The following is a 19,375-nucleotide window of genomic DNA, read 5'->3' as shown; positions in this document are numbered from 1 at the left end:
ACCCCACCGCGGACGAGGTGCACGACGGTGCCTACGACCTGGTCGCCATGGGGCGCACCGGGGTCGACATCTACCCGCTCCAGTTCGGCGTCGGGCTGGAGGAGGTCGAGACCTTCCAGAAGTTCCTCGGCGGCACCGCCACGAACGTCTCCGTCGCCGCGGCCCGGCACGGCCGTCAGGTCGCCCTCATCACGCGCACCGGTGCCGATGCCTTCGGGCGCTATGTCCACCAGGCCCTGCGCGGCTTCGGGGTCGACGACCGGTTCGTCGCCGCCGTCGACGGGCCGCCCACACCGGTCACGTTCTGCGAGGTCTTCCCGCCCGACGACTTCCCCCTGTACTTCTACCGCTACCCCACGGCCCCCGACCTGCTGATCGAGCCGCAGGACCTGCCGCTCGAGGCGATCCGGGCTGCCCGGGTCTACTGGTCCACGGTCACGGGGCTCTCGCAGGAGCCCAGCCGCTCGGCGCACTTCGCCGCCTGGGAGGCGCGGGCCCGGCGGCAGCACACCGTGCTCGACCTCGACTACCGACCGATGTTCTGGCCGGACCCCGCCGAGGCCAGCGCCCAGGTGGGCCGCGCCCTCGGGCACGTCACCGTGGCGGTGGGCAACCGCGAGGAGTGCGAGGTGGCCGTGGGCGAGACCGACCCCCAGCGCGCGGCCGACGCCCTGCTCGAGCGTGGGGTCGAGCTGGCCGTCGTGAAGCAGGGCCCCAGGGGCGTGCTGGCGGCCACCCGCGACGAGCGGGTCGAGGTGGCGCCGTTCCCGGTGTCGGTCGTCAACGGCCTCGGGGCCGGTGACGCGTTCGGGGGCGCACTCGTGCACGGGCTGCTCGAGGGCTGGGAACTGCGTCGGGTCATCGAGTTCGCCAACGTGGCAGGCGCGATCGTCGCGTCCCACCTCGAGTGCTCGAGCGCGATGCCCACGACGGCCGAGGTGCTCGACACCCTGGCCGGAGCAGGCCGACAGGACGTGCTCCGATGACAGGCGTCACGGGCGCCAAGCCCGGCGCCGCGACCGGCTCGGTGACCGGCGCGGTCGACGTGGCCCAGCTGACCGAGCTGCGGGCCAGCGACCCGGAGGCGATCAGCCGGGCCTGGGCTGCCCGGGCCCGCCGCGACCTGCTTCGCGCCGACGGCCGACTGCTCCTCGTCGCCGCCGACCACCCGGCGCGGGGAGCCCTCGGGGTGCGCGCCGACCCGTGGGCGATGGCCAGCCGGCACGACCTGCTCGAGCGCCTGGTCACCGCGGTCTCGCGGCCCGGGGTCGACGGCGTGCTGGGGACGCCCGACATCCTCGACGACCTGCTGCTGCTCGGCGCGCTCGAGGACAAGGTCGTCATCGGCTCGATGAACCGCGGCGGCCTGCAGGGCGCGAGCTTCGAGCTCGACGACCGGTTCACCGCCTACCGGACGGAGGACATCGCGGCGTGCGGCCTCGACGGCGGCAAGACGCTGACCCGCATCTGCTACGACGACCCGGGCACCGTCGCCACGCTCGAAGCCACCGCCCACGCCGTCAACGAGCTCGCCGCACGAGGGCTGATGGCGATGGTCGAGCCGTTCCTCAGCGAGCGCCGGGAGGGACGGGTCGTCAACCTGCTCGACCCCGACTCGACGATCCGCTCCATCCACATCGCCTCGGGCCTGGGTGGCTCGAGTGCCCACACCTGGCTCAAGCTGCCGGTGGTCGACGAGCTCGAGCGGGTGATGGACGCGACCACCCTCCCGACCCTGCTCCTGGGCGGCGACCCGCAGGGCGACCCGCGGGACACCTACGCCTCCTGGGGGCGCGCGCTCACCCTGCCGCCGGTGCGCGGACTCGTGGTGGGCCGGGCCCTGCTCTACCCCCCCGACGGTGACGTCGCAGCCGCCGTCGACATCGCCGGGGAGCTCGTCCACGGGGCGCGCCCGTGACCGTGGAGCAGAGCGGCGCCGACAACGCCCGCTGGGTCCTGCCCCTGGGGTCCGCCGCGGCCGACGGCTGGCCGGTCGCCGTGGACGACACGGTGGCGGGGTGGCGGCACACCAGCCTGCACGTCGCCACGCTCGCCGCCGGCGAGGAGCGCAGCCTCGCGGCCGGGGAGTGGGAGCACGTGGTGGTCCCGTTGAACGGGTCGGTCCGGGTGCGCCCCGACGACCACGACGACGTCGTGCTCGCCGGGCGGGCGCACGTGTTCGCCGGCCCCACCGACGTCGCCCACCTGTCCCGCGACGTCGCCTTCACCGTGGTCGCCGAGGGCGGCCCCGCGCGGGTGGCCGTCTGCGGCGCGAAGGCGCGCACGCGGCATACCCCTGCCGTCACGGTGGTGCCTGCGGCGCAGGTGCCGGTCGAGCTGAGGGGCGCCGGGGCAGCCAGCCGTGAGGTGCGCAACTTCGGCGTGCCCGGGGTGCTGGACGCCGACGCGATCATCGCCTGCGAGGTGGTGACACCCGCCGGCAACTGGAGCTCGTACCCGCCGCACAAGCACGACGAGCGGCGGGCCGGGGTCGAGACCGAGCTCGAGGAGATCTACTACTTCGAGGTGCGACCCGTCGACGACGCCCCCGAGGGCGCGGATCCGGTTGGCTACCAACGGGTGTACGGCACCGGTGAGCGGCCGATCGACGTCCTGGCCGAGGTGCGCACCGGCGACGTGGTCCTCGTGCCGCACGGCTGGCACGGTCCGTCGATGGCTCCGCCGGCGGCCCACCTCTACTACCTCAACGTGATGGCTGGCCCTGGGCCGGAGCGGGCGTGGATGATCTGTGACGACCCGGCCCACACCTGGGTGCGCGACACCTGGGCGACCCAGGCCGTGGACCCTCGACTTCCGTTCGGAGACGACACATGAGCGACACGGTGCGGCTGACCGTCGGCCAGGCGGTGGTGCGGTTCCTCGGCCAGCAGTGGAGCGAGCGCGACGGCGAGCGGCAGCGGCTGTTCGCCGGCTGCCTCGGCATCTTCGGCCACGGCAACGTCGCCGGGGTGGGGCAGGCCCTGCTGCAGGCGGAGCTCGCCTTCGAGGGCCACGAGGACGACAACCCGCTGCCCTACGTGCTGGCCCGCAACGAGCAGGCCATGGTGCACACCGCGGTCGGCTATGCCCGGCAGCGCGACCGCCTGCAGACCTGGGTCTGCACGGCCTCGGTCGGTCCCGGCTCCACCAACATGCTCACCGGCGCCGCGCTGGCGACGGTCAACCGGATCCCGGTGCTGTTGCTGCCCTCGGGCACCTTTGCCACGCGGGTGTCGGCACCGGTGCTCCAGGAGCTCGAGCAGCCGTATGCCGCGGACGTCACCGTCAACGACGCGTTCCGCCCCCTCTCCAAGTTCTTCGACCGGGTGACCCGACCCGAGCAGCTGCCCGCTGCCCTGCTCGGGGCGATGCGCACCCTGACCGACCCGGTGGAGACCGGCGCCGTGACGATCGCCCTGCCGCAGGACGTGCAGGCCGAGGCGTTCGACTGGCCGGTCGAGCTGTTCACCGAGCGCACCTGGCACATCGCCCGACCGCCGGCCGAGGCGTCGCGGATCGCCGCTGCCGCCGACGTGATCCGGTCGGCCCGGCGCCCGCTGGTCGTTGCAGGTGGTGGTGTGCACTACTCCGGCGCCGAGGGGGCGCTGGCCGACTTCTGCGCCGCGACCGGGATCCCGGTGGCCGAGACGCAGGCGGGCAAGGGCTCCCTGCTGCACGGCCACCCCCAGCTCGTGGGCGCGATCGGCTCGACCGGCACGACCGCTGCCAACGCCCTGGCCGCCGAGGCGGACGTCGTGATCGGGGTGGGCACCCGCTGGTCGGACTTCACCACCGCATCACGGAGTGCGTTCCGGGACAACGGAGTTCGCTTCGTCAACCTCAACGTCGCCCCGGTCGACGCCGTCAAGCAGGGTGGGCTGTCGGTGCTCGCGGACGCTCGCGAGGCACTGACCGCGCTGACTTCGGCCCTGGTCGGGTACTCCGTCGACGAGGTGCACCGCGCCCGCCAGGCGGAGCTGTGGTCGGCGTGGGACGAGCAGGTCGAGGCGACCTACCACCCGGGAGCGGCCGTCACCGACGCCCTTGCCGAGGGGCTGCTGACCCAGGGCGAGGTGCTCGGGGTGGTCAACGAGCTCGCCGACCCCCGCGACGTCGTGCTGTGCGCTGCCGGCTCGATGCCCGGCGACCTGCACAAGCTGTGGCGGGTCCGCGACCGCAAGGGCTACCACGTGGAGTACGGCTACTCCTGCATGGGCTACGAGATCCCGGCCGCGATCGGCGTCCGGCTCGCCGACGAGAGCCGTGAGGTCTTCGCGATGGTGGGCGACGGCGGCTACCTGATGATGCCGACCGAGCTCGTCACGGCGGTGCAGGAGCGGGTCAAGGTGATCGTCGTGCTGGTGCAGAACCACGGCTTCCACTCGATCGGCTCCCTCTCGGAGAGCCTCGGCTCCCAGCGGTTCGGCACCCGCTACCGCTACCGCGACGACGTCTCCGGGCGCCTGGATGGCGAGCCGCTGCCGGTCGACCTGGCCGCCAACGCGCGCAGCCTCGGCGCCCACGTCATCGAGGTGCACTCGCGGGCCGGGCTCGAGGACGCGGTGAAGCAGGCGAAGGCGTCCAGCCACCCGGGTCCGGTGGTGATCCACGTGCAGACCGACCCCACCGTGCACTCGCCGGACAGCGGCTCGTGGTGGGACGTGCCGGTCGCCCAGGTGAGCGAGCTGGACAGCACGCAGGCGGCCCACGCGGCCTACCTGGCGCGCAAGGCTGACCAGCGCCCGCTGCTCTGAGCGCGTCACCCTGCGCAACACCGCAGGTGCGCGCGCCTCCGCCCAGCAGGTGGGCGGAATCAGACGCAACTCGCGTGTCGCGGGCTGGAGCGCCCGTGGCACCGGCAGAGGCCATGGGACAGAATCGGGCGCATGGACAGACGCGTGTCGATCGCGGCGACCGGTCCCGCGTCTGCCGACGCCGGCCTGGCCGCGGCGGCTGCCGGTGGCAACGCCGTCGACGTCGCGATCGCGGCGATGGTCTCGGCGATGACCACCGAGCCGGGAATCGTCTCGGCCGCCGGCGGCGCCTTCGTCAGCATCTGGCCGGCCGGTGGGGACCCCGAGCTCATCGACGGCAACGTCGAGATGCCGGGCCGCGGCCAGGACCCCGACCGGTTCGGCGCCGGGTTGCGCGAGGTGCGCACCTCCTACGGTGGCGGGCTGACCCTGTATGCCGGTCACGGCTCGGTGGCGACGCCCGGCGCCTTCGCGGCGCTCGGGATCGCCCATGACCGGCACGGGTCGGCGCCGTGGCGCGAGGTGCTGGCCCCGAGCATCGACGCGGCGCGTACCGGCTACTCGATCGGCGGCGCCGCGGCGCGCTACCTGGCGATCACCGGCGACCTGGTCTTCGGGTGGGACGAGCACACCTGGCCCCTGGTCCGGGGCGCCGACGGCAGGATCGTCACCGCCGGGCAGCAGGCCACGAACCCCGACCTGGCCGACACCCTCGAGCAGATCTCCGTCGAAGGCGCCCGGTCGCTCTACACCGGCGACCTCGCGGCCCGGATCGCGGCAGACAGTGCCGCCCGCGGTGGGCTGGTCACGGCAGCCGACCTCGCGGCATACCGGGCGGTGGTCCGCACGCCGCTGCGGCTGGGGGTCGGCGAGTGGGACCTGGCGCTCAACCCACCACCCTCGGTTGGTGGTCCGATGCTCGCGGTGATGCTCCGCGAGCTGGCCGCGGCGGGCTGGGACTGGTCACGGATCATCGACATCCAGCGGCGGGTGCTGTCGTTCCGCCACCAGGTGCACGACCTGTCGACGGACCTGGAGGAGGACGGCTACGCGCTGCTGGAGTCGATCGACCGCAATGGGCTGGCCGGCCTGCCCACCTCGTCCTCGACCGCCCACGTCTCGGCGGTCGACAGCGACGGCACCATCTGCGCGATCACCGCGTCGAGCGGATACGGCTCCGGCGCAACGGTGCCCGGCACCGGGCTGATGCTCAACAACTGCCTCGGCGAGCCCGAGCTCAACCGGTTGGGGCTGCACGCGCTGGCCCCCGGTACCCGCCTGGCCTCCAACATGGCCCCGTCCGTCGCGAGGTCGTCGTCGGGGTCGGCGCTCGCGATCGGGAGCCCCGGCGCCGACCGGATCACCACGGCGCTCATGCAGGTGCTCGGCCGGCACTGCCTCTCGGGCACCCCGATGCAGGAGGCCATCGACGCGCCCCGGGTGCACGTGCGGATCCTCGACGACGGCACGCCGCGGGTCGACCACGAGGACGACCCCGAGATCTCGGCTGCGATCGAAAGCCTTGGGCTGCAGTCGTTCTCGCACGGCGCCACCTCGATGTTCTTCGGCGGGGTAGGCGCGGCCCGACGACTGGCCGACGGGTCGCTCGACGCCGCCGGAGACCCCCGTCGAGAGGCCGCCACCCGCGTCTCCTGAGGTCCTCGCGACGCCGGCGTCATGTATCAGGGGGTGTCGGGTCACACTCCTTGACGTACACCCTCGGGGGAGGAGCCGAACAGCCGTGGCACGACACACCACCGCAGCAGCGGTCGACCTGGGCTGGGCCGACGCTGTCGAGCTGGCCGGTCGCCTGCTGCGCGGCGCGTCCTTGGCCCACCTCGAGCTCGGGGACCTGCCAGCGGGGGAACGGGCCACCCTCGAGACCACGCTGACCTACGAGCAGCAGTGCCCACGCGGGGAGACGCGTCGGGGTGAGGCGTCACCGGCCGACGTGGTGGTCACCGACCGTCGCATCCTCGTCAGCCGCCCGCTGCGGGGGCTGCTCAGCCTCTGGCACGTCGACCTCGAGAACCTCCAGCTCGGCGTGACCGGTCAGCAGTGCCACCTCGACCTGCACCCGGTGGGCATCAACCCGAGGGTGCGCCTCACGGGCGAGGCCGCACCGATGGTGGCCCTCCACGTGGCGCACGCCGTCTTCCCGAGCACCTGGGCGCGGCTGTCCGGGCTGCTGCCGCTGCTCGACTGCGCGGCCTAGCGGGCGGCGCCGGTCACGGCCCAGTCGTCGCCACGGATCCGCCACCAGAAGAACGCAGCGCGGATCGCCATGAACGCCGTGAACACCACCCACAGCACGGTCACGGCCCGGGGGGCCCCGTCGGCCACGAGGTCGTCGCCGCGGGCATGCACCCAGAGGGCGAGCGGCAGGTAGAGCACCAGCGTCGCGGCCATCGCCTTGGCCAGCCACCGTCCGTCGCCGGCGCCGATCAGCACGCCGTCGACCACGAAGACGTAACCGGCGAGGGGCTGCCCCAGGGCCACCACGACCAGCGCCGCCGAGAGCGCGGCGCGGACGGCGGGGTCGGTCGTGAAGAGCGCCGGCAGGAGCGAGTGGACGGCCAGCACGAGCAGCCCGAGCACGGCTCCACCCCAGAGGCCCCAGCGCAGCATCGTGGTCGTGGCGGCGCGGGCTGCGACGACATCACCTGCGCCGAGGGCCCGCCCGGTGATCGCCTGCGCGGCGATGGCCAGGGCGTCGAGGGCGAAGGCCAGGAAGGTCCACACCGTCGCTGCCACCTGGTGCGATGCCAGCGGCACGTCACCGAGGCCCGCTGCGACCCAGGTGGTGAGCAGGATGATGGCGCGCAGCGCGAGCGTGCGGACGAGCAGGGGTATGCCGGTGAGCCCGGCCCGCAGCACGCGCCCCGGGTGGGCGTGCAGGGCGGCTCCGGCGCGACGGGCGTGCCGGACCATGACCACCACCAGTCCGGTGGCCATCGCGGCCTGGGCGATCACGGTGCCCCACGCGGAACCCGCGATGCCCCAGCCGAACCCGTAGACGAACAGCAGGTTGAGCGCCACGTTCGCGGAGAACCCGGCGACAGAGGCCACCAACGGGGTCCGGGTGTCCTGCAACCCCCGCAGCACCCCGGTGGCGGCGAGCGCCACGAGCATCGCGGGGATGCCGAGGGCCGAGATGCGAAGGTACGTCGCGGCATACCCGATCGCGTCGGGGGAGGCACCGAAGACGCGGCACAGCGGCTCGGCTGCCACCGCGACACCGACGGACGTGAGGGCGCCGAGCCCGACGGCGAGCCAGGTGCCGTCGATGCCGGCCTCGAGCGCTCCCCGCTCGCTGCCGGCGCCGATCTGGCGAGCCACGATCGAGGTGGTGCCGTAGGCGAGGAACACGAAGATGTTGGCCGCGGTGATGAGCGTCGCGCTGGCCACGCCTAGCCCGGCCAGCTGGGCCGTGCCGAGGTGCCCGATGATCGCCGAGTCGGCCAGCAGGAAGAGGGGCTCGGCGACGAGCGCGAGGAACGCCGGGACAGCCAGCCGCAGGATCTCCCGGCTCTGCGCCGGGTCGCGGGGGCTGGTGCTCACCGCGCCACGGTAGCCGCGACCCGTGACGTCGTCGTCAGGGCGTCCAGCTCGTCAGGGCGTCCAGCGAGTGCGCACGCCCTCGACGAACGCGGCGAAGTCGCCGGCCATGTCGACCTCGTCGGGCCGCATCAACCACTGCACCTGCAGGCCGTCCATCAGGGCGACCGCTTGCCGGGCCAGGCTGTCGGCCGGGACAGCAGGGTCGGCCGTGCCGTCCGCGACGGCCTCGCGCAGGGCCACGGCAAGGGCTTCGACGGCGCTGCGGTGGTGCTCGCCGAGCCAGCCGTGGCCCGGGTGGTCGGGCTCCACGGCCTCGCCCGCGAGGCTGGTGAAGAGCCGGACGAGGACCTCGCGGTCGCTGTTCAGCCGGACCAGGCGGGTCATGTCGTCCCACACCTCCCAGCCGCGCGGGGCGCGGTCGCGGCCGGTGGCGAGCGTGGCCAGGTCGCGGACGTCGCGGGCGCGCAGCACCTCGGCGAGCAGCCCCTCCTTGCTGGGGAAGTGGTGCAGCAGACCGCTCTGCGACAGGCCCGACGCCTCGGCGACCGCCGTCATCGGGGTCGCGTGGAACCCGCGCTCGGCGAAGAGCTCCGCGGCCGCGGAGACGATCCGTTCGCGGGTGGCGGCGGTCGCCTCGGTGCCCGGACCGCGAGGGCGACCGCGACCCCGCCGAGCGGGCTGTCCGGTGTGCCTCGTGGTCACGCGAGCGGCAGCCGGAACCGGATGTCGCCGAGCCCACGGGCGACGAGCAGCTCGCCACCGTCGGCCAAGGACGCCCAGCCGTCGGCCGCGGTGTCCCAGCGACGCCACAGCCGCGGGTCGGTGGTCACCTCGACCGTGGCCGACTCCCCGGCCGCGACGTCGACGGTGGACCAGCCGACCAGTCGCACGGGCTGGTCGGCCTCGCTGGGCTGGAGGTAGACTTGGACCAGCTCCCGCGAGTCGCGACCGGCCGTGTTGCGCACCGCCACCGAGACGGTGGGGGACGCGTCGGCTCCGGAGCCGGTCAGCGCTGCCGCGGTGTAGTCCCAGGCGCCGTAGCCGTCGCCCGCACCGAGCCAGTGCGCCGGAGCGGCGGCTCGCCCGGCGTGGAAGCCGCGGTAGCCGACGAACGACCCGTCCGTGTAGTCGAGCTGGAGGTCGGTCGGCTCGACGGTCCACGCGGGCGCGGCCTCGTCGGCCGCCGGCCAGGTGGTGACCAACCGGCCGGCCGGCTCGCGGACGCCGAGCAGGGCGTCGGCGACGGCGTGGCCGCCTTCCTGTCCGGGCAGGCCCACCACCAGGATCGCGTCGACCTCGTCGGCCCACGGCATCAGCACCGGGGTCGCGGCGTTGACGACGACGACCGTCCGGGTGGCCGCCGCTGCGACGGCCCGGACCAGCGCGTCCTGCTCGCCGGGCAGCGCGAGCGTGGTCTTGTCGCTGCCCTCGGTCTCCTGCTCGGGGGTGAGCCCGACGACCACGACGGCGACGTCAGCAGCCTGTGCGGCCGCGGCGGCTGCGGCGAGCGTCTCGTCGACGGGAGCCGGCACCGGCGCGACGACGAGGGTCTTGGTGCCCATGCCCGAGGCGAGGATCTGCGACAGGGTGCTCAGCTTGCCGTCCGGACCCGGCACGGGCTCGGAACGGACCACGGTGAGCTCGGCCTCGACCAGCGCGCCGGCGGCGGCCTCGAGGTCGGCGGTCCAGACCGGCGGCTTGAACATCGCCTCGCCCGGGTCCGCCCCGCCGGACACCAGGTCGGCCCGGCCGATCTCGGTGCCGTCGACGCTGACCCGCCACGAGCCAGCCCCCTTGGCTCCCACGCGGACCCGCCCGCCCGTGACGAGGCGGGCACTGAGCCGCAGCTGCTCGGTCTGGCGGGGCAGGGTGTCGTCCCAACCCGTCGTGACCTCGGCGCCGTCGACGTGCTCCTCCAGCATGACCACGCCCTCGGCGTCCACGTGCTCGACCCGCATGCCGGGCTCGCCCGTCGACGGGTCCTGGATGGCCTCGAGCGCTGCGGGCAGCGGGCTCTCGCGCACGTCCACCCCGTCGACGACGACCAGTCGCTCACCGAGCTGCTCGCGCAGCCCGTCCGCGATGGAGACCTGGTGCGGAGGGTTGACCTGGGCCGAGCCGCCGCCCATGCACACGGTCTCGATGCCGTGCCGACCGATCAGGGCGACCGACCCTCCGGCCGCACCCGACCCGTCGGTCGTACCCCCCGCGAGCGGCAGGACACCGTCGGCGTTGCGCAGCACCACCATCCCGTCCGTCGCCAGCCGCCGCAGCTGGGCCCGGCGCTCCGGTGCGTCGGCGGCGAGCGAGTCGGTCGGCCAGCTGCGGTGCCCCTCGGTGGAGCCGGGGACGTCGAGGGCGCCGACGCGCTGCGCGAGCAGGAGCAGGCGGCACACGTGCTCGTCGATGACCGACTCGTCCACGGCACCCGCGCGGACGTCCGCCACCAGCGCCTCGCCCCAGGGCCCGTCAGGGCCGGGCATGACGAGGTCGAGACCGCCGAGGGCGGCGGGGGCCGAGGTCTTGGTCGCGAACCAGTCGCTCATCAGCAGGCCGTCCCAGCCCCACTCGTCCTTCACGACCTCGGTGTTGACGTGGACCTGCTCCGTGGCGGGCACGCCGTTGACGTCGTTGTAGGCGGCCATGATCGACCAGGGCTGCGACTCCTCGACCGCGATCTCGAACGGCAGGAGGTAGACCTCGCGCAGCACGTCCTCGGCCACGACGGAGTTCATGTAGTTGCGCAGCGTCTCGGACTCGTTGGCGACCAGGTGCTTGAGGCAGGCGCCGATTCCCTTGCCCTGCAAGCCCTTCACGTAGGCCGCGGCGAGCCGGCCGGTGAGCAGCGGGTCCTCGGAGTAGGCCTCGAACAGCCGGCCACCGAGCGGTGAACGGTGCAGGTTGATGGTGGGGCCCAGCACGACGTGGATCTGCTGGCGCTCGGCCTCCTCGGCGAGCATCTCGCCGACCTCGTGGGCGGTCTCCTCGCTCCAGGCGCTCGCGAGCAGGGTCGCGTTGGGGAAGAGCGCCACGTGGTCGCCACCGACGAACTTCAGCCCCCGGACGCCGGTGGGGCCGTCGGAGAAGGCCATCGGCGCCAGGCCGATCTCGTCCGCGCCGTGGAGGGTGAACGAGGTGGCGCCGGTCAGCAGCCGGACCTTGGTCTCGAGGTCGAGCTGGGCCACGAGGGGGGCGAAGTCGGTGGTGGTCACCGAGCCAGTGTCGGGAGCCGGGCCTCGACGGGTAAATAGATAGGGCTAACTATTTCGCAGTCTGAGACGACCCGGGGGCCCGCCCGCCGCGCGTGCGGGGTATGCCGCGTGGGCAGGACGGCGTGGCGTGTCCCCCGTCGGACGTGGTTGGCATGATGGCGTCGTGTCCACGATCGTGTTCCTCCACGCCCACCCCGACGACGAGGCCTCGCAGACGGCCGGCGCGATGGCCCGCGCGGTCGCCGAGGGCCACCGCGTCGTCACCGTGTTCGCCACCAACGGTGACCACGGCGAGCTCCCAGCGGCGGGCCTGCCGGAGGGGGAGACGCTGGTCCACTGGCGCCGTCGCGAGGCCCAGGCCAGCGCCGACGCCCTGGGCGTGCAGCGGATCGCGTGGCTGGGCTACGCCGACTCGGGTATGACCGGCTGGGAGCAGAACACCCACGCCAACGCCTTCCACGGCGCCGACGTCGACGAGGCGGCCCGCCGCCTCGTGGCGATCCTCGACGAGGAGGATGCCGACGTCCTGGTGGGCTACGACTGGCACGGTGGCTACGGCCACCCCGACCACGTGAAGGTGCACCCGGTCGTGCACCGCGCGGCCGAGCTGGCGGCCCGTCGACCGCGGCTGCTCGAGTCCACGATGAACCGCGACATCGTCCGAGGCGTGTTCCAGGCCGCCGTGGCCGCCGGCGCCGGCGACCAGGCCTTCGACCCGGACAGCCCGATGGACGACGGCAACCCGCTCGGCACCCCCGAGGCCGAGATCACCTGGCAGGTCGACACCAGCGACTACCTGGCCCAGCGGCGCGCCTCCCTGGAGGCGCACCGGAGCCAGGCGACCGACATCGAGGGGATGCTCTCGATGCCCGAGGCGTTCTTCGCGGAGTTCTTCGGGCGCGAGCACTACCTCGAGCCCGGCGTCGACAAGGACGCGCGCCCGACCATGCAGGTCGGCTGGCCGTTCGGTGACTGACCCGGCGCCGTCGCTCAGCCCCGGCGCCCTGCTGCGACTGCCCCAGGTCGCCCGCCTGCTCTTCTCGGCCTTGGTCGGACGGCTGCCCAACGGCATGGTGCCGCTGGCCTTGGTGCTCTTCGCCCGCGACACCGGCAGCGGCTACGGGCGCGCGGGCCTGCTCACCGCGGCATACTCGCTCGGCTGCTGCCTGGGCGGACCGGCGCTCTCGCGGGTCATGGACCTGCGCGGGCAGCGCCCGGCCCTGGTGCTCGGCGGGGTGGTCTCGTCACTGGCGCTCGCGGTGCTGCCGTGGGTGCCGTCCGGGGGCGCGCTGGTCGTCGCGCTCGTCGCCGGGCTGGCGACCCCACCGCTCGAGCCGGCGCTGCGCACGCTCTGGCCGTCGGTGCTGTCGCCGCGCCAGGTGCCTTCGGCGTTCGCGCTCGACGCGGCGGCCCAGGAGCTGATCTTCGTCCTCGGGCCGCTGGCGGTGCTGCTCGCCCAGGTCGCCGGAGACGGCGGTGGCCTCGTCGCCGCGGGCGTGGTCGGGCTGCTCGGCACGGTGTGGTTCGTGGCGTCGCGGGCGTCCGGCGCCTGGGTCCCGCCGGTCCACGAGGACCGCCACTGGCTGGGTCCGCTGCGCTCGCGGCGGCTGTGCGTCCTCTTCTCGGCCGTCATGTTGGTGGGGCTCACGGTCGGCGTGCCGGCCGTGGCGCTGGTCGCCTACACCGAGTCGATCGGTGACCGTGGGCTGGCGCCCTGGCTGGTTGCCGCCAACGCGCTGGGTGCGCTGGTCGGTGGGGTCGCCTACAGCCCGCGGGCCCCGCACCGCGACCCGCGCCGTGACCTCCTGCTCGGCCTCGGCGTCCTCGTCGTCACGTATGCCGCGTTGGCCGTGGTCCCGTCGAGCCCCTGGGTGATGGGGGTGCTCACCGTCGGCAGCGGCCTGGGCCTGCCTCCGGTACTGACCTGTGTCTTCCAGCTCGTCGACCGGCTCGCCCCGCCCGGGACGACCACCGAGGCGTTCGCGTGGCTGATCTCGGCGTTCCTCGTCGGCTCCTCGATCGGGGCGGCGGCGGCCGGCTCGCTGTCGGATGCCCGGCGGATCGGTGGGGCCTTCCTCGTGGCCGCGGCCGCGTCCCTGGCCGCGCTCGCGATCGCCCGCACGGTCGTCGGCCGCGGCGCCCCCGCCCTCAGAGGTGCTTGAGCGCCTCGCGCCGGCTCAGTCCGCTCAACCGGCCGTCGTACTCGGCCACCGTCGCCCGCACCCAGTCGGGGTCGGTCCGCGCGTACTGCCGCAGCGCCCACCCGATCGCCTTGCGGATCCAGAAGCTGGGGTCCTCGAGGTTGGGTTCGATGGCGGCTCGCAGCAGGCCGAGGTCGGTGCGCTCCTTGAAGGTGAGCTGGCAGATGATCGACGTCCGTCGGAGCCAGAGGTCCTCGTGCTCGATCCACTGCTCGACCCGTGGTGTGACCTCTTCCTTGTGGGACAACAGGATCGGCCCGATCCGGTTGCTGGCGACCTCGTCCACGTGGTCCCACCAGGCGCCGGTGACGACCAGGTGCTCGTAGAGCCGGAGGGTGTCGGGGTCCTGCCACGCGCGGTAGGTGCGCTGCCCCGTGAGTGCCGTCGCGGCATACCTCTCCTCGCGGTGGGTGGCGCCGTCCCACAGGTCGCGCACTGCCCGCTCCCATTCCCCGCGCTCGGCGATCCGGTGGGCCGGGTCGGCCAGGACCGGGCGCAGCAGCGTCTTCAGCTCGGGTGCCGTGATGCCGCGGTACGGCATCTGCGACTTCATGTAGGCCTGCTGGGCGGCGGCCCGCTCGGGGTCGCCGGTCGCGGCGAGGGCGGCTCGGATCGCGGAGACGACGGGGTGTGTCACGCAGCCAGCATGCCGGTTGCCGCGTCACACTGTCGCCAGCTCACGTCGTCGCACCGTCGTGCCACCAGGTCGTCGCAGTCCTCAGGGGGAGTCCATGTCGCAGCCGAGCCAGCAACAAGTCCAGCCGCCGTCGAAGCCGCCCATCGTGCGAATGCCCACGTGGGTCAACGTCGTCCTCGTGCTGATCCTGTTCGCGTCGTGCAGTGCCGCCAACGACGACGACCAGTACGTCGACAACGGGGGCATCGCCAACCAGGTGGTGAACCAGCTCCAGTCGCAGAACGGCTGGGGCACCCCCGAGGGGCCGGCCAGCGCCGCGGAGGTCGAGGACCTCTGCCGCCTCCTGGGCGCGGTGGCGGCGAAGCAGAAGGTGCCGCTCACCGTGATGAACCAGGACCAGCAGACCCGCTGCCGCGAGGTCGCCCAGGAGGCGGCCACCCCGACGCCGACCCCCACAGCGACGTCGACGCCCTGACCGCGCTCCGGTCAGGGCGTCGAGCAGGTGGATCGCTGGGACGTCAGTGCTGTGCCGGCGCGCTGTCGGTGGAGTGCGTGCGGACGGCGAGGGAGACGGCCACGACACCCAGCGCCAGCACCGCACCCACCCCGAAGCCCCAGCGCACGCCGGTGCTCAACGCGTCGAGGGGAGCGGCGCCGCTGACGGTGGCTGACGCGGCCCGCCCGGCCATCACGCTGACGACGATCGCCGTGCCGGCTGCGGCGGCGACCTGCTGGAGCGACCCGAGGACCGCGCTCCCGTGGGCGTAGAGGTGTGGCGGCAGGACCGAGAGCCCCGAGGTGAAGACGGGGGTGAAGATGAGGGCCAGCGACGCCATCAGCGCGACGTAGTTGACCAGGAGCAGCCAGGGCGAGGTGTCGGTGCCGACGCGGGTGAAGAGCGCGAGCGTCGCCGCCATCACGACCGCACCGGGGACCACGAGGCGCGGGGCGCCGAACCGGTCGTACGCGCGACCGACGACCGGGCCGAGCAGCCCCATCACGAGCCCGCCGGGCATCAGCAGGAGCCCGGTCACCAGCGTGCTGAGGTGCAGGACGTCCTGGAGGTAGAGCGGCAGCAGGATCATCGCGCCCATCATCGCCATGAAGGCCAGGCACATCACGCCGAGCGAGACGGCGAACGGCCGGAAGGTCAGGGTCCGCAGGTCGAGCAGGGCTCCGGTGCCGCGCTGCAGGACGACCTGACGGCGGACGAACGCGACGAGGGCGAGGACGCCGGTCGCCGTCACCACGGCCGGGGGGATGCTGTGCGTGGCGCGCGCCCCGTCCCCGAGTCCGCTGAGCCCGTAGACGAGGGCGCCGAAGCCGATCGCCGACAGTGCGACGCTGGGCAGGTCGATCCGGGTGCTGGTGGGTGCGCCGATGTTGACCAGCTCGCGCAGCCCCAAGGTGCCGACGACGCCCGCGATCGGCAGCACGACGGCGAAGATGAGCCGCCAGGAGCCGAGCTCGAGCAGCAGGCCGGAGACGGCCGGCCCGAGCGCCGGCGCGACCGACATGACGAGGGTGACGTTGCCCATCACCTTGCCGCGCTCAGCCGGTGGCACCAGCGTCATCATGGTGGTCATCAGCAGGGGCATCATCACGGCGGTGCCACTGGCCTGCACGACGCGGGCGACGAGGAGGACGGTGAACGTCGGCGCCAGGGTGGCGGCCGCGGTGCCGGTGAGGAACAGGCCCATCGCCAGCGCGTAGGCCGAGCGGGTGGTCACCCGCTGGAGGAACCAGCCGGTGGCCGGGATGACGACGGCCATGGTCAGCATGAACGCGGTCGACAGCCACTGGGCGCTCGTCGCCGGGACGGCGAAGTCGCGCATCAGCCGCGGGATGGCGTTGACCATGATCGTCTCGTTGAGGATGACCACGAACGTCGACAGCGTCAGGATCCGCATCACGAGGTTGACGTTGACCTCGGCTACGACCTCGGCGGGCCGCTCCTCGGTGGTGCTCACGGTGTCAGTCATGGGATGTCCTCGGTGTGTGTGGTGCTCTGGCGGTGGCCTTCTCAAACTGGCTTCATCGGGTTTGACCCGGGTCGCGGCCAGAACTCATCGCGACGCGCGACGAGGAGGGCACGGGTGTGCGCGAGGAGGACCTCCGGCCGTCCCGTCGGGCGCAGTCGTGGCGCCCCCGGGGGAGCGACCGGCAGGTCGGCTGCGGGGGCCAGTCGGTCGAGCAGGACTCCCCCACGTCCGGCAGCCGAGGCGGGCACCCCGAGCCGCGGCCACAGGTCGCGGGCGAGCAGGCGCCCCTCGCGTCCGAGCAGTCCGTTGGCCTGGGCGCCGGCCCACACCAGTGCGCCGACGGCCGTGTCGTCGCGGCTGCTCCGCGCGAGCATCCCCGGGTCGGTGACGAGCACCGCCTCCCACAGGCGTCGCAGCGCCGTGCCCAGCTCCTCGTCGTCGAAGACCTCGACCGCGAGCCGGTCGCACTCCGCCGCGACCGCCCGGGCCCGGGCGTTGAGCTCCGGACCCAGGTCGGGCACGGTGATCGGGCGCGGCTCGAGGGGTGCGTCGTCGAGGGCGAGCAGGGCCGCGCGCCCCCCAACCAGCGCCTCCAGCCAGCGCAGCTCGGCGTCGCGCTGCTCGGCCGCCGTGATCAGCGCCGCGGTCCGCCTGGCCCGGCCGCTCCCGGCGCGCGGAGGGACGGGCGGCGCGACGTCAGCGCTCTCCTCCACCCAGTGGTCGGCCGGCAACCCGTCGACCAGGACGAGGTGGGTGATGCGAGGGCGGCGGCGGTCGGTCGCGGGGCCGGGTGAGTCATTGCCGGGTGTTTCGGTGCTGGCTGAGTGCATCGCCCCACGATGGCAGCGCACCGGTCACGCCCTGGCGGATATCCACAGCCCTGCCATCGCCGCACGAGCCAGCCACGCGGCATACCCACGATCGGTATGCCGCGTGGCTCGGGCCGGCTGCGCGCGGCTCAGGCCGCGCCGTAGCGCGCCTGGGCGCGGGCGCGGGCCTTCGCGGCCTCGGTCTCGCGGTCCTTGGGCGGCGCGCTGGTGGTGAGGTGGTCGAGCAGGTGCTGGGTCGCGTGGGCGACCTCGGCCACCGCCTCGTCGAACGCCGCCTGGTTGGCAGCGCTCGGCTTGGTGCTGCCGCTGACCTTGCGGACGTACTGGAGGGCGGCGGCGCGGACCTCGTCCGAGGTGGCGGCCGGCTCGAAGTTGTGCAGTTGGCGGATGTTGCGGCACATGGCCTCAGGCTACGTCGCACAGGTCGAGTGTGTCCTGCGTCATGTGGAAGACCACGCGCGTGGACACGCCCGAAATTTTCTTGGGTCCACACCCGGTGGATCAGGAAACCGCAGGTCAGGGCATGTGTGTCGGACGGACCGTCGCGAAATCCACAGGGTTATCCCCCGACTGTGCACAAGGGACCCGGGCGTTGCGCACACCTTGTCCCCAGCCTTTCCACAGGGCTGGTTTGAGCTGCGGGTCCGGCCGCCATACGTTGTGCCGAATACGGGTCCCGGTCGTGTCGGCGGAGGTTTGTCGGTGGCGACTGGTGTACTCGAATCACACAGGTGGAGTTCGTCGCCGGTGGCCGTCAGGCGGCGCAGGTGGCGTCGGTGAGTTCGTGACAGGGGAGTTGCCCGAGTGTCTCTTGCGGAGCTGAGCACGAGCGCGTTCGGCACTGGTGGCGATGGTCCGCCACCCAGTGACGAGCGGGTTCCGCCGCAGGACGTGCACGCCGAGCAGTCCGTTCTCGGCGGCATGCTCCTCTCCAAGGACGCCATCGCCGACTGCGTCGAGGGCCTGCGCGGCACCGACTTCTACCGGCCCGCCCACGAGCTGATCTACGACGCGATCCTCGACCTCTACGGGAGGGGTGAGCCTGCCGACGCGATCACCGTCTCCGACGAGCTGTCCAAGCGGGGCGACCTGCAGCGGGTGGGTGGCCAGGCCTACCTGCACACCCTGATCCAGGCGGTCCCCACTGCCGCCAACGCCGGCTACTACGCCGAGATCGTCAGCGAGCGGGCCGTGCTGCGCCGGCTGGTCGAGGCCGGCACGCGCATCGTGCAGCTCGGCTACCAGCAGGGCAACGGCGACGTCGAGGACATCGTCAACGCCGCGCAGGCCGAGGTCTACGCGGTCGCCGACAAGCGCGGCGGCGAGGACTACCACGTGCTCGGCGACATCCTCGAGGAGACCCTCAACGAGATCGAGGTGGCGGCCGGGCGCACCGACGAGATGATCGGGGTGCCCACCGGGTTCATCGAGCTCGACGAGCTGACCCACGGGCTGCACCCCGGCCAGATGATCGTCCTCGCGGCCAGGCCTGCCGTCGGCAAGTCGACGATGGGGCTCGACATCGCCCGGGCCGCGGCGATCAAGCACAAGATGGCGACCGCCGTCTTCTCGCTCGAGATGAGCCGCTCCGAGATCACCATGCGGGTGCTCTCGGCCGAGGCCCAGATCCAGCTCCAGGACCTGCGCAAGGGCACCATCGGCGACGCGGGTTGGAAGAAGCTCGCGCGGATCATGGGGCAGATCACCGACTCGCCGTTGTTCATCGACGACTCACCGAACATGTCGCTGATGGAGATCCGCGCCAAGTGCCGGCGGCTCAAGCAGCAGCACAACCTCAAGCTGGTGGTGATCGACTACCTCCAGCTGATGAGCTCGGGCAAGAAGGTCGAGTCCCGCCAGCAGGAGGTCTCGGAGTTCTCGCGTGCCCTCAAGCTGCTCGCCAAGGAGCTCGAGGTCCCGGTGATCGCGATCAGCCAGCTGAACCGTGGTCCCGAGCAGCGCACCGACAAGCGGCCCCAGATGTCGGATTTGCGTGAATCGGGCTCGATCGAACAAGACGCGGACATGGTCATCCTGCTCCACCGCGACAAGGCCGACCCGGGTCGCGAGGGTGAGGCCGACGTGATCGTGGCCAAGCACCGTAACGGTCCGACCAAGGACATCGTGCTGGCCTTCCAGGGCCACTACTCCCGCTTCGCGAACATGGCCCGCGACGGCTTCTGATCGCCTCGGCGATT

General features: G+C 73.0%; 17 protein-coding genes. 10 read left to right on the top strand and 7 right to left on the bottom strand.

Going from position 1 to position 19,375, the window contains the following annotated elements; translation table 11 throughout:
- Positions 1-47 precede the first annotated feature (47 nt).
- The 6 genes from iolC to ASG95_RS00475 all read left to right on the top strand — a co-directional run bounded on the left by iolC (position 48) and on the right by ASG95_RS00475 (position 6,969).
- Complete coding sequence (iolC, locus tag ASG95_RS00500) at positions 48-986, top strand: 5-dehydro-2-deoxygluconokinase (protein WP_057378648.1); 939 nt, start codon at positions 48-50, stop codon at positions 984-986.
- Positions 983-1,918: a deoxyribose-phosphate aldolase gene (locus ASG95_RS00495; RefSeq protein ID WP_200961853.1), complete on the top strand. Its 936-nt coding sequence runs from the start codon at positions 983-985 to the stop codon at positions 1,916-1,918. Before iolC ends, ASG95_RS00495 begins: the two co-directional genes overlap by 4 nt.
- Positions 1,915-2,835, top strand: a complete 921-nt coding sequence (iolB, locus tag ASG95_RS00490) for a 5-deoxy-glucuronate isomerase (protein WP_369820342.1) — start codon at positions 1,915-1,917, stop codon at positions 2,833-2,835. Before ASG95_RS00495 ends, iolB begins: the two co-directional genes overlap by 4 nt.
- Positions 2,832-4,754, top strand: a complete 1,923-nt coding sequence (gene iolD / locus ASG95_RS00485) for a 3D-(3,5/4)-trihydroxycyclohexane-1,2-dione acylhydrolase (decyclizing) (protein ID WP_057376164.1) — start codon at positions 2,832-2,834, stop codon at positions 4,752-4,754. The genes iolB and iolD overlap by 4 nt, the downstream gene beginning before the upstream one ends.
- A gap of 132 nt (positions 4,755-4,886) precedes the next feature.
- Positions 4,887-6,410 carry a gamma-glutamyltransferase gene (locus tag ASG95_RS00480; protein WP_057376163.1) on the top strand — a complete coding sequence of 508 codons (1,524 nt, stop codon included), beginning with the start codon at positions 4,887-4,889 and terminating at the stop codon, positions 6,408-6,410.
- A gap of 85 nt (positions 6,411-6,495) precedes the next feature.
- Positions 6,496-6,969 (top strand): hypothetical protein, encoded by a 474-nt coding sequence (locus tag ASG95_RS00475; protein ID WP_057376162.1) that lies wholly within the window; start codon positions 6,496-6,498, stop codon positions 6,967-6,969.
- Here ASG95_RS00475 and ASG95_RS00470 read toward each other — a convergent pair.
- The 3 genes from ASG95_RS00470 to ASG95_RS00460 are packed head-to-tail and all read right to left on the bottom strand — an operon-like array spanning position 6,966 to position 11,527.
- Positions 6,966-8,315 (bottom strand): MATE family efflux transporter, encoded by a 1,350-nt coding sequence (locus ASG95_RS00470; protein WP_057376161.1) that lies wholly within the window; start codon positions 8,313-8,315, stop codon positions 6,966-6,968. The genes ASG95_RS00475 and ASG95_RS00470 overlap by 4 nt on opposite strands.
- Before the next feature lie 51 nt (positions 8,316-8,366).
- Positions 8,367-9,017 (bottom strand): TetR/AcrR family transcriptional regulator, encoded by a 651-nt coding sequence (locus ASG95_RS00465; protein ID WP_057376160.1) that lies wholly within the window; start codon positions 9,015-9,017, stop codon positions 8,367-8,369.
- On the bottom strand, positions 9,014-11,527 hold the full coding sequence (locus ASG95_RS00460; protein ID WP_057376159.1) for a beta-glucosidase: 2,514 nt from the start codon (positions 11,525-11,527) through the stop codon (positions 9,014-9,016). The genes ASG95_RS00465 and ASG95_RS00460 overlap by 4 nt, the downstream gene beginning before the upstream one ends.
- A 163-nt stretch (positions 11,528-11,690) precedes the next feature.
- On the opposite strand from ASG95_RS00460, the gene ASG95_RS00455 reads away from it, so the two are divergent.
- Positions 11,691-12,503 (top strand): PIG-L family deacetylase, encoded by an 813-nt coding sequence (locus ASG95_RS00455; RefSeq protein ID WP_057376158.1) that lies wholly within the window; start codon positions 11,691-11,693, stop codon positions 12,501-12,503.
- Positions 12,496-13,689 carry an MFS transporter gene (locus tag ASG95_RS00450; protein ID WP_057376157.1) on the top strand — a complete coding sequence of 398 codons (1,194 nt, stop codon included), beginning with the start codon at positions 12,496-12,498 and terminating at the stop codon, positions 13,687-13,689. Before ASG95_RS00455 ends, ASG95_RS00450 begins: the two co-directional genes overlap by 8 nt.
- On the opposite strand, the gene ASG95_RS00445 is transcribed toward ASG95_RS00450, so the two are convergent.
- Complete coding sequence (locus ASG95_RS00445) at positions 13,676-14,365, bottom strand: DNA alkylation repair protein (protein WP_057376156.1); 690 nt, start codon at positions 14,363-14,365, stop codon at positions 13,676-13,678. The genes ASG95_RS00450 and ASG95_RS00445 overlap by 14 nt on opposite strands.
- 145 nt (positions 14,366-14,510) lie before the next feature.
- On the opposite strand from ASG95_RS00445, the gene ASG95_RS00440 reads away from it, so the two are divergent.
- The gene (locus ASG95_RS00440; RefSeq protein WP_162259336.1) at positions 14,511-14,840 is read left to right on the top strand and encodes a hypothetical protein; all 330 of its coding nucleotides are present in this window, start codon (positions 14,511-14,513) and stop codon (positions 14,838-14,840) included.
- Positions 14,841-14,883: 43 nt separating this feature from the next.
- Here ASG95_RS00440 and ASG95_RS00435 read toward each other — a convergent pair whose 3' ends face one another.
- From ASG95_RS00435 to ASG95_RS00425, 3 genes are all read right to left on the bottom strand, one after another.
- On the bottom strand, positions 14,884-16,347 hold the full coding sequence (locus ASG95_RS00435; RefSeq protein ID WP_082592227.1) for a DHA2 family efflux MFS transporter permease subunit: 1,464 nt from the start codon (positions 16,345-16,347) through the stop codon (positions 14,884-14,886).
- 41 nt (positions 16,348-16,388) lie between these two features.
- Positions 16,389-17,177, bottom strand: coding sequence for a hypothetical protein (locus ASG95_RS00430; RefSeq protein ID WP_057376154.1), 789 nt, complete (start codon positions 17,175-17,177; stop codon positions 16,389-16,391).
- A gap of 128 nt (positions 17,178-17,305) precedes the next feature.
- Positions 17,306-17,578, bottom strand: coding sequence for a DUF2277 domain-containing protein (locus ASG95_RS00425; protein ID WP_056921413.1), 273 nt, complete (start codon positions 17,576-17,578; stop codon positions 17,306-17,308).
- A gap of 418 nt (positions 17,579-17,996) precedes the next feature.
- On the opposite strand from ASG95_RS00425, the gene dnaB reads away from it, so the two are divergent.
- The gene (dnaB, locus tag ASG95_RS00420; protein ID WP_056921779.1) at positions 17,997-19,361 is read left to right on the top strand and encodes a replicative DNA helicase; all 1,365 of its coding nucleotides are present in this window, start codon (positions 17,997-17,999) and stop codon (positions 19,359-19,361) included.
- Positions 19,362-19,375 lie beyond the last annotated feature (14 nt).

It is taken from the genome of Phycicoccus sp. Soil803 (assembly GCF_001429685.1).
Lineage (GTDB): Bacteria > Actinomycetota > Actinomycetes > Actinomycetales > Dermatophilaceae > Pedococcus.
Note: the sequence above shows the minus strand (reverse complement) of the source record. Positions and strands in the feature narration are given on the sequence as shown.

Bases quoted from the DNA above. Each gene is read 5' to 3' on its own strand.
- iolC (WP_057378648.1), top strand. From the start codon at position 48: ATGGGGCGCACCGGGGTCGACATCTACCCGCTCCAGTTCGGCGTCGGG.
- ASG95_RS00425 (WP_056921413.1), bottom strand. From the start codon at position 17,578: ATGTGCCGCAACATCCGCCAACTGCACAACTTCGAGCCGGCCGCCACC.
- ASG95_RS00430 (WP_057376154.1), bottom strand. From the start codon at position 17,177: ATGCACTCAGCCAGCACCGAAACACCCGGCAATGACTCACCCGGCCCC.
- iolD (WP_057376164.1), top strand. From the start codon at position 2,832: ATGAGCGACACGGTGCGGCTGACCGTCGGCCAGGCGGTGGTGCGGTTC.
- ASG95_RS00435 (WP_082592227.1), bottom strand. From the start codon at position 16,347: ATGACTGACACCGTGAGCACCACCGAGGAGCGGCCCGCCGAGGTCGTA.
- ASG95_RS00495 (WP_200961853.1), top strand. From the start codon at position 983: ATGACAGGCGTCACGGGCGCCAAGCCCGGCGCCGCGACCGGCTCGGTG.
- ASG95_RS00480 (WP_057376163.1), top strand. From the start codon at position 4,887: ATGGACAGACGCGTGTCGATCGCGGCGACCGGTCCCGCGTCTGCCGAC.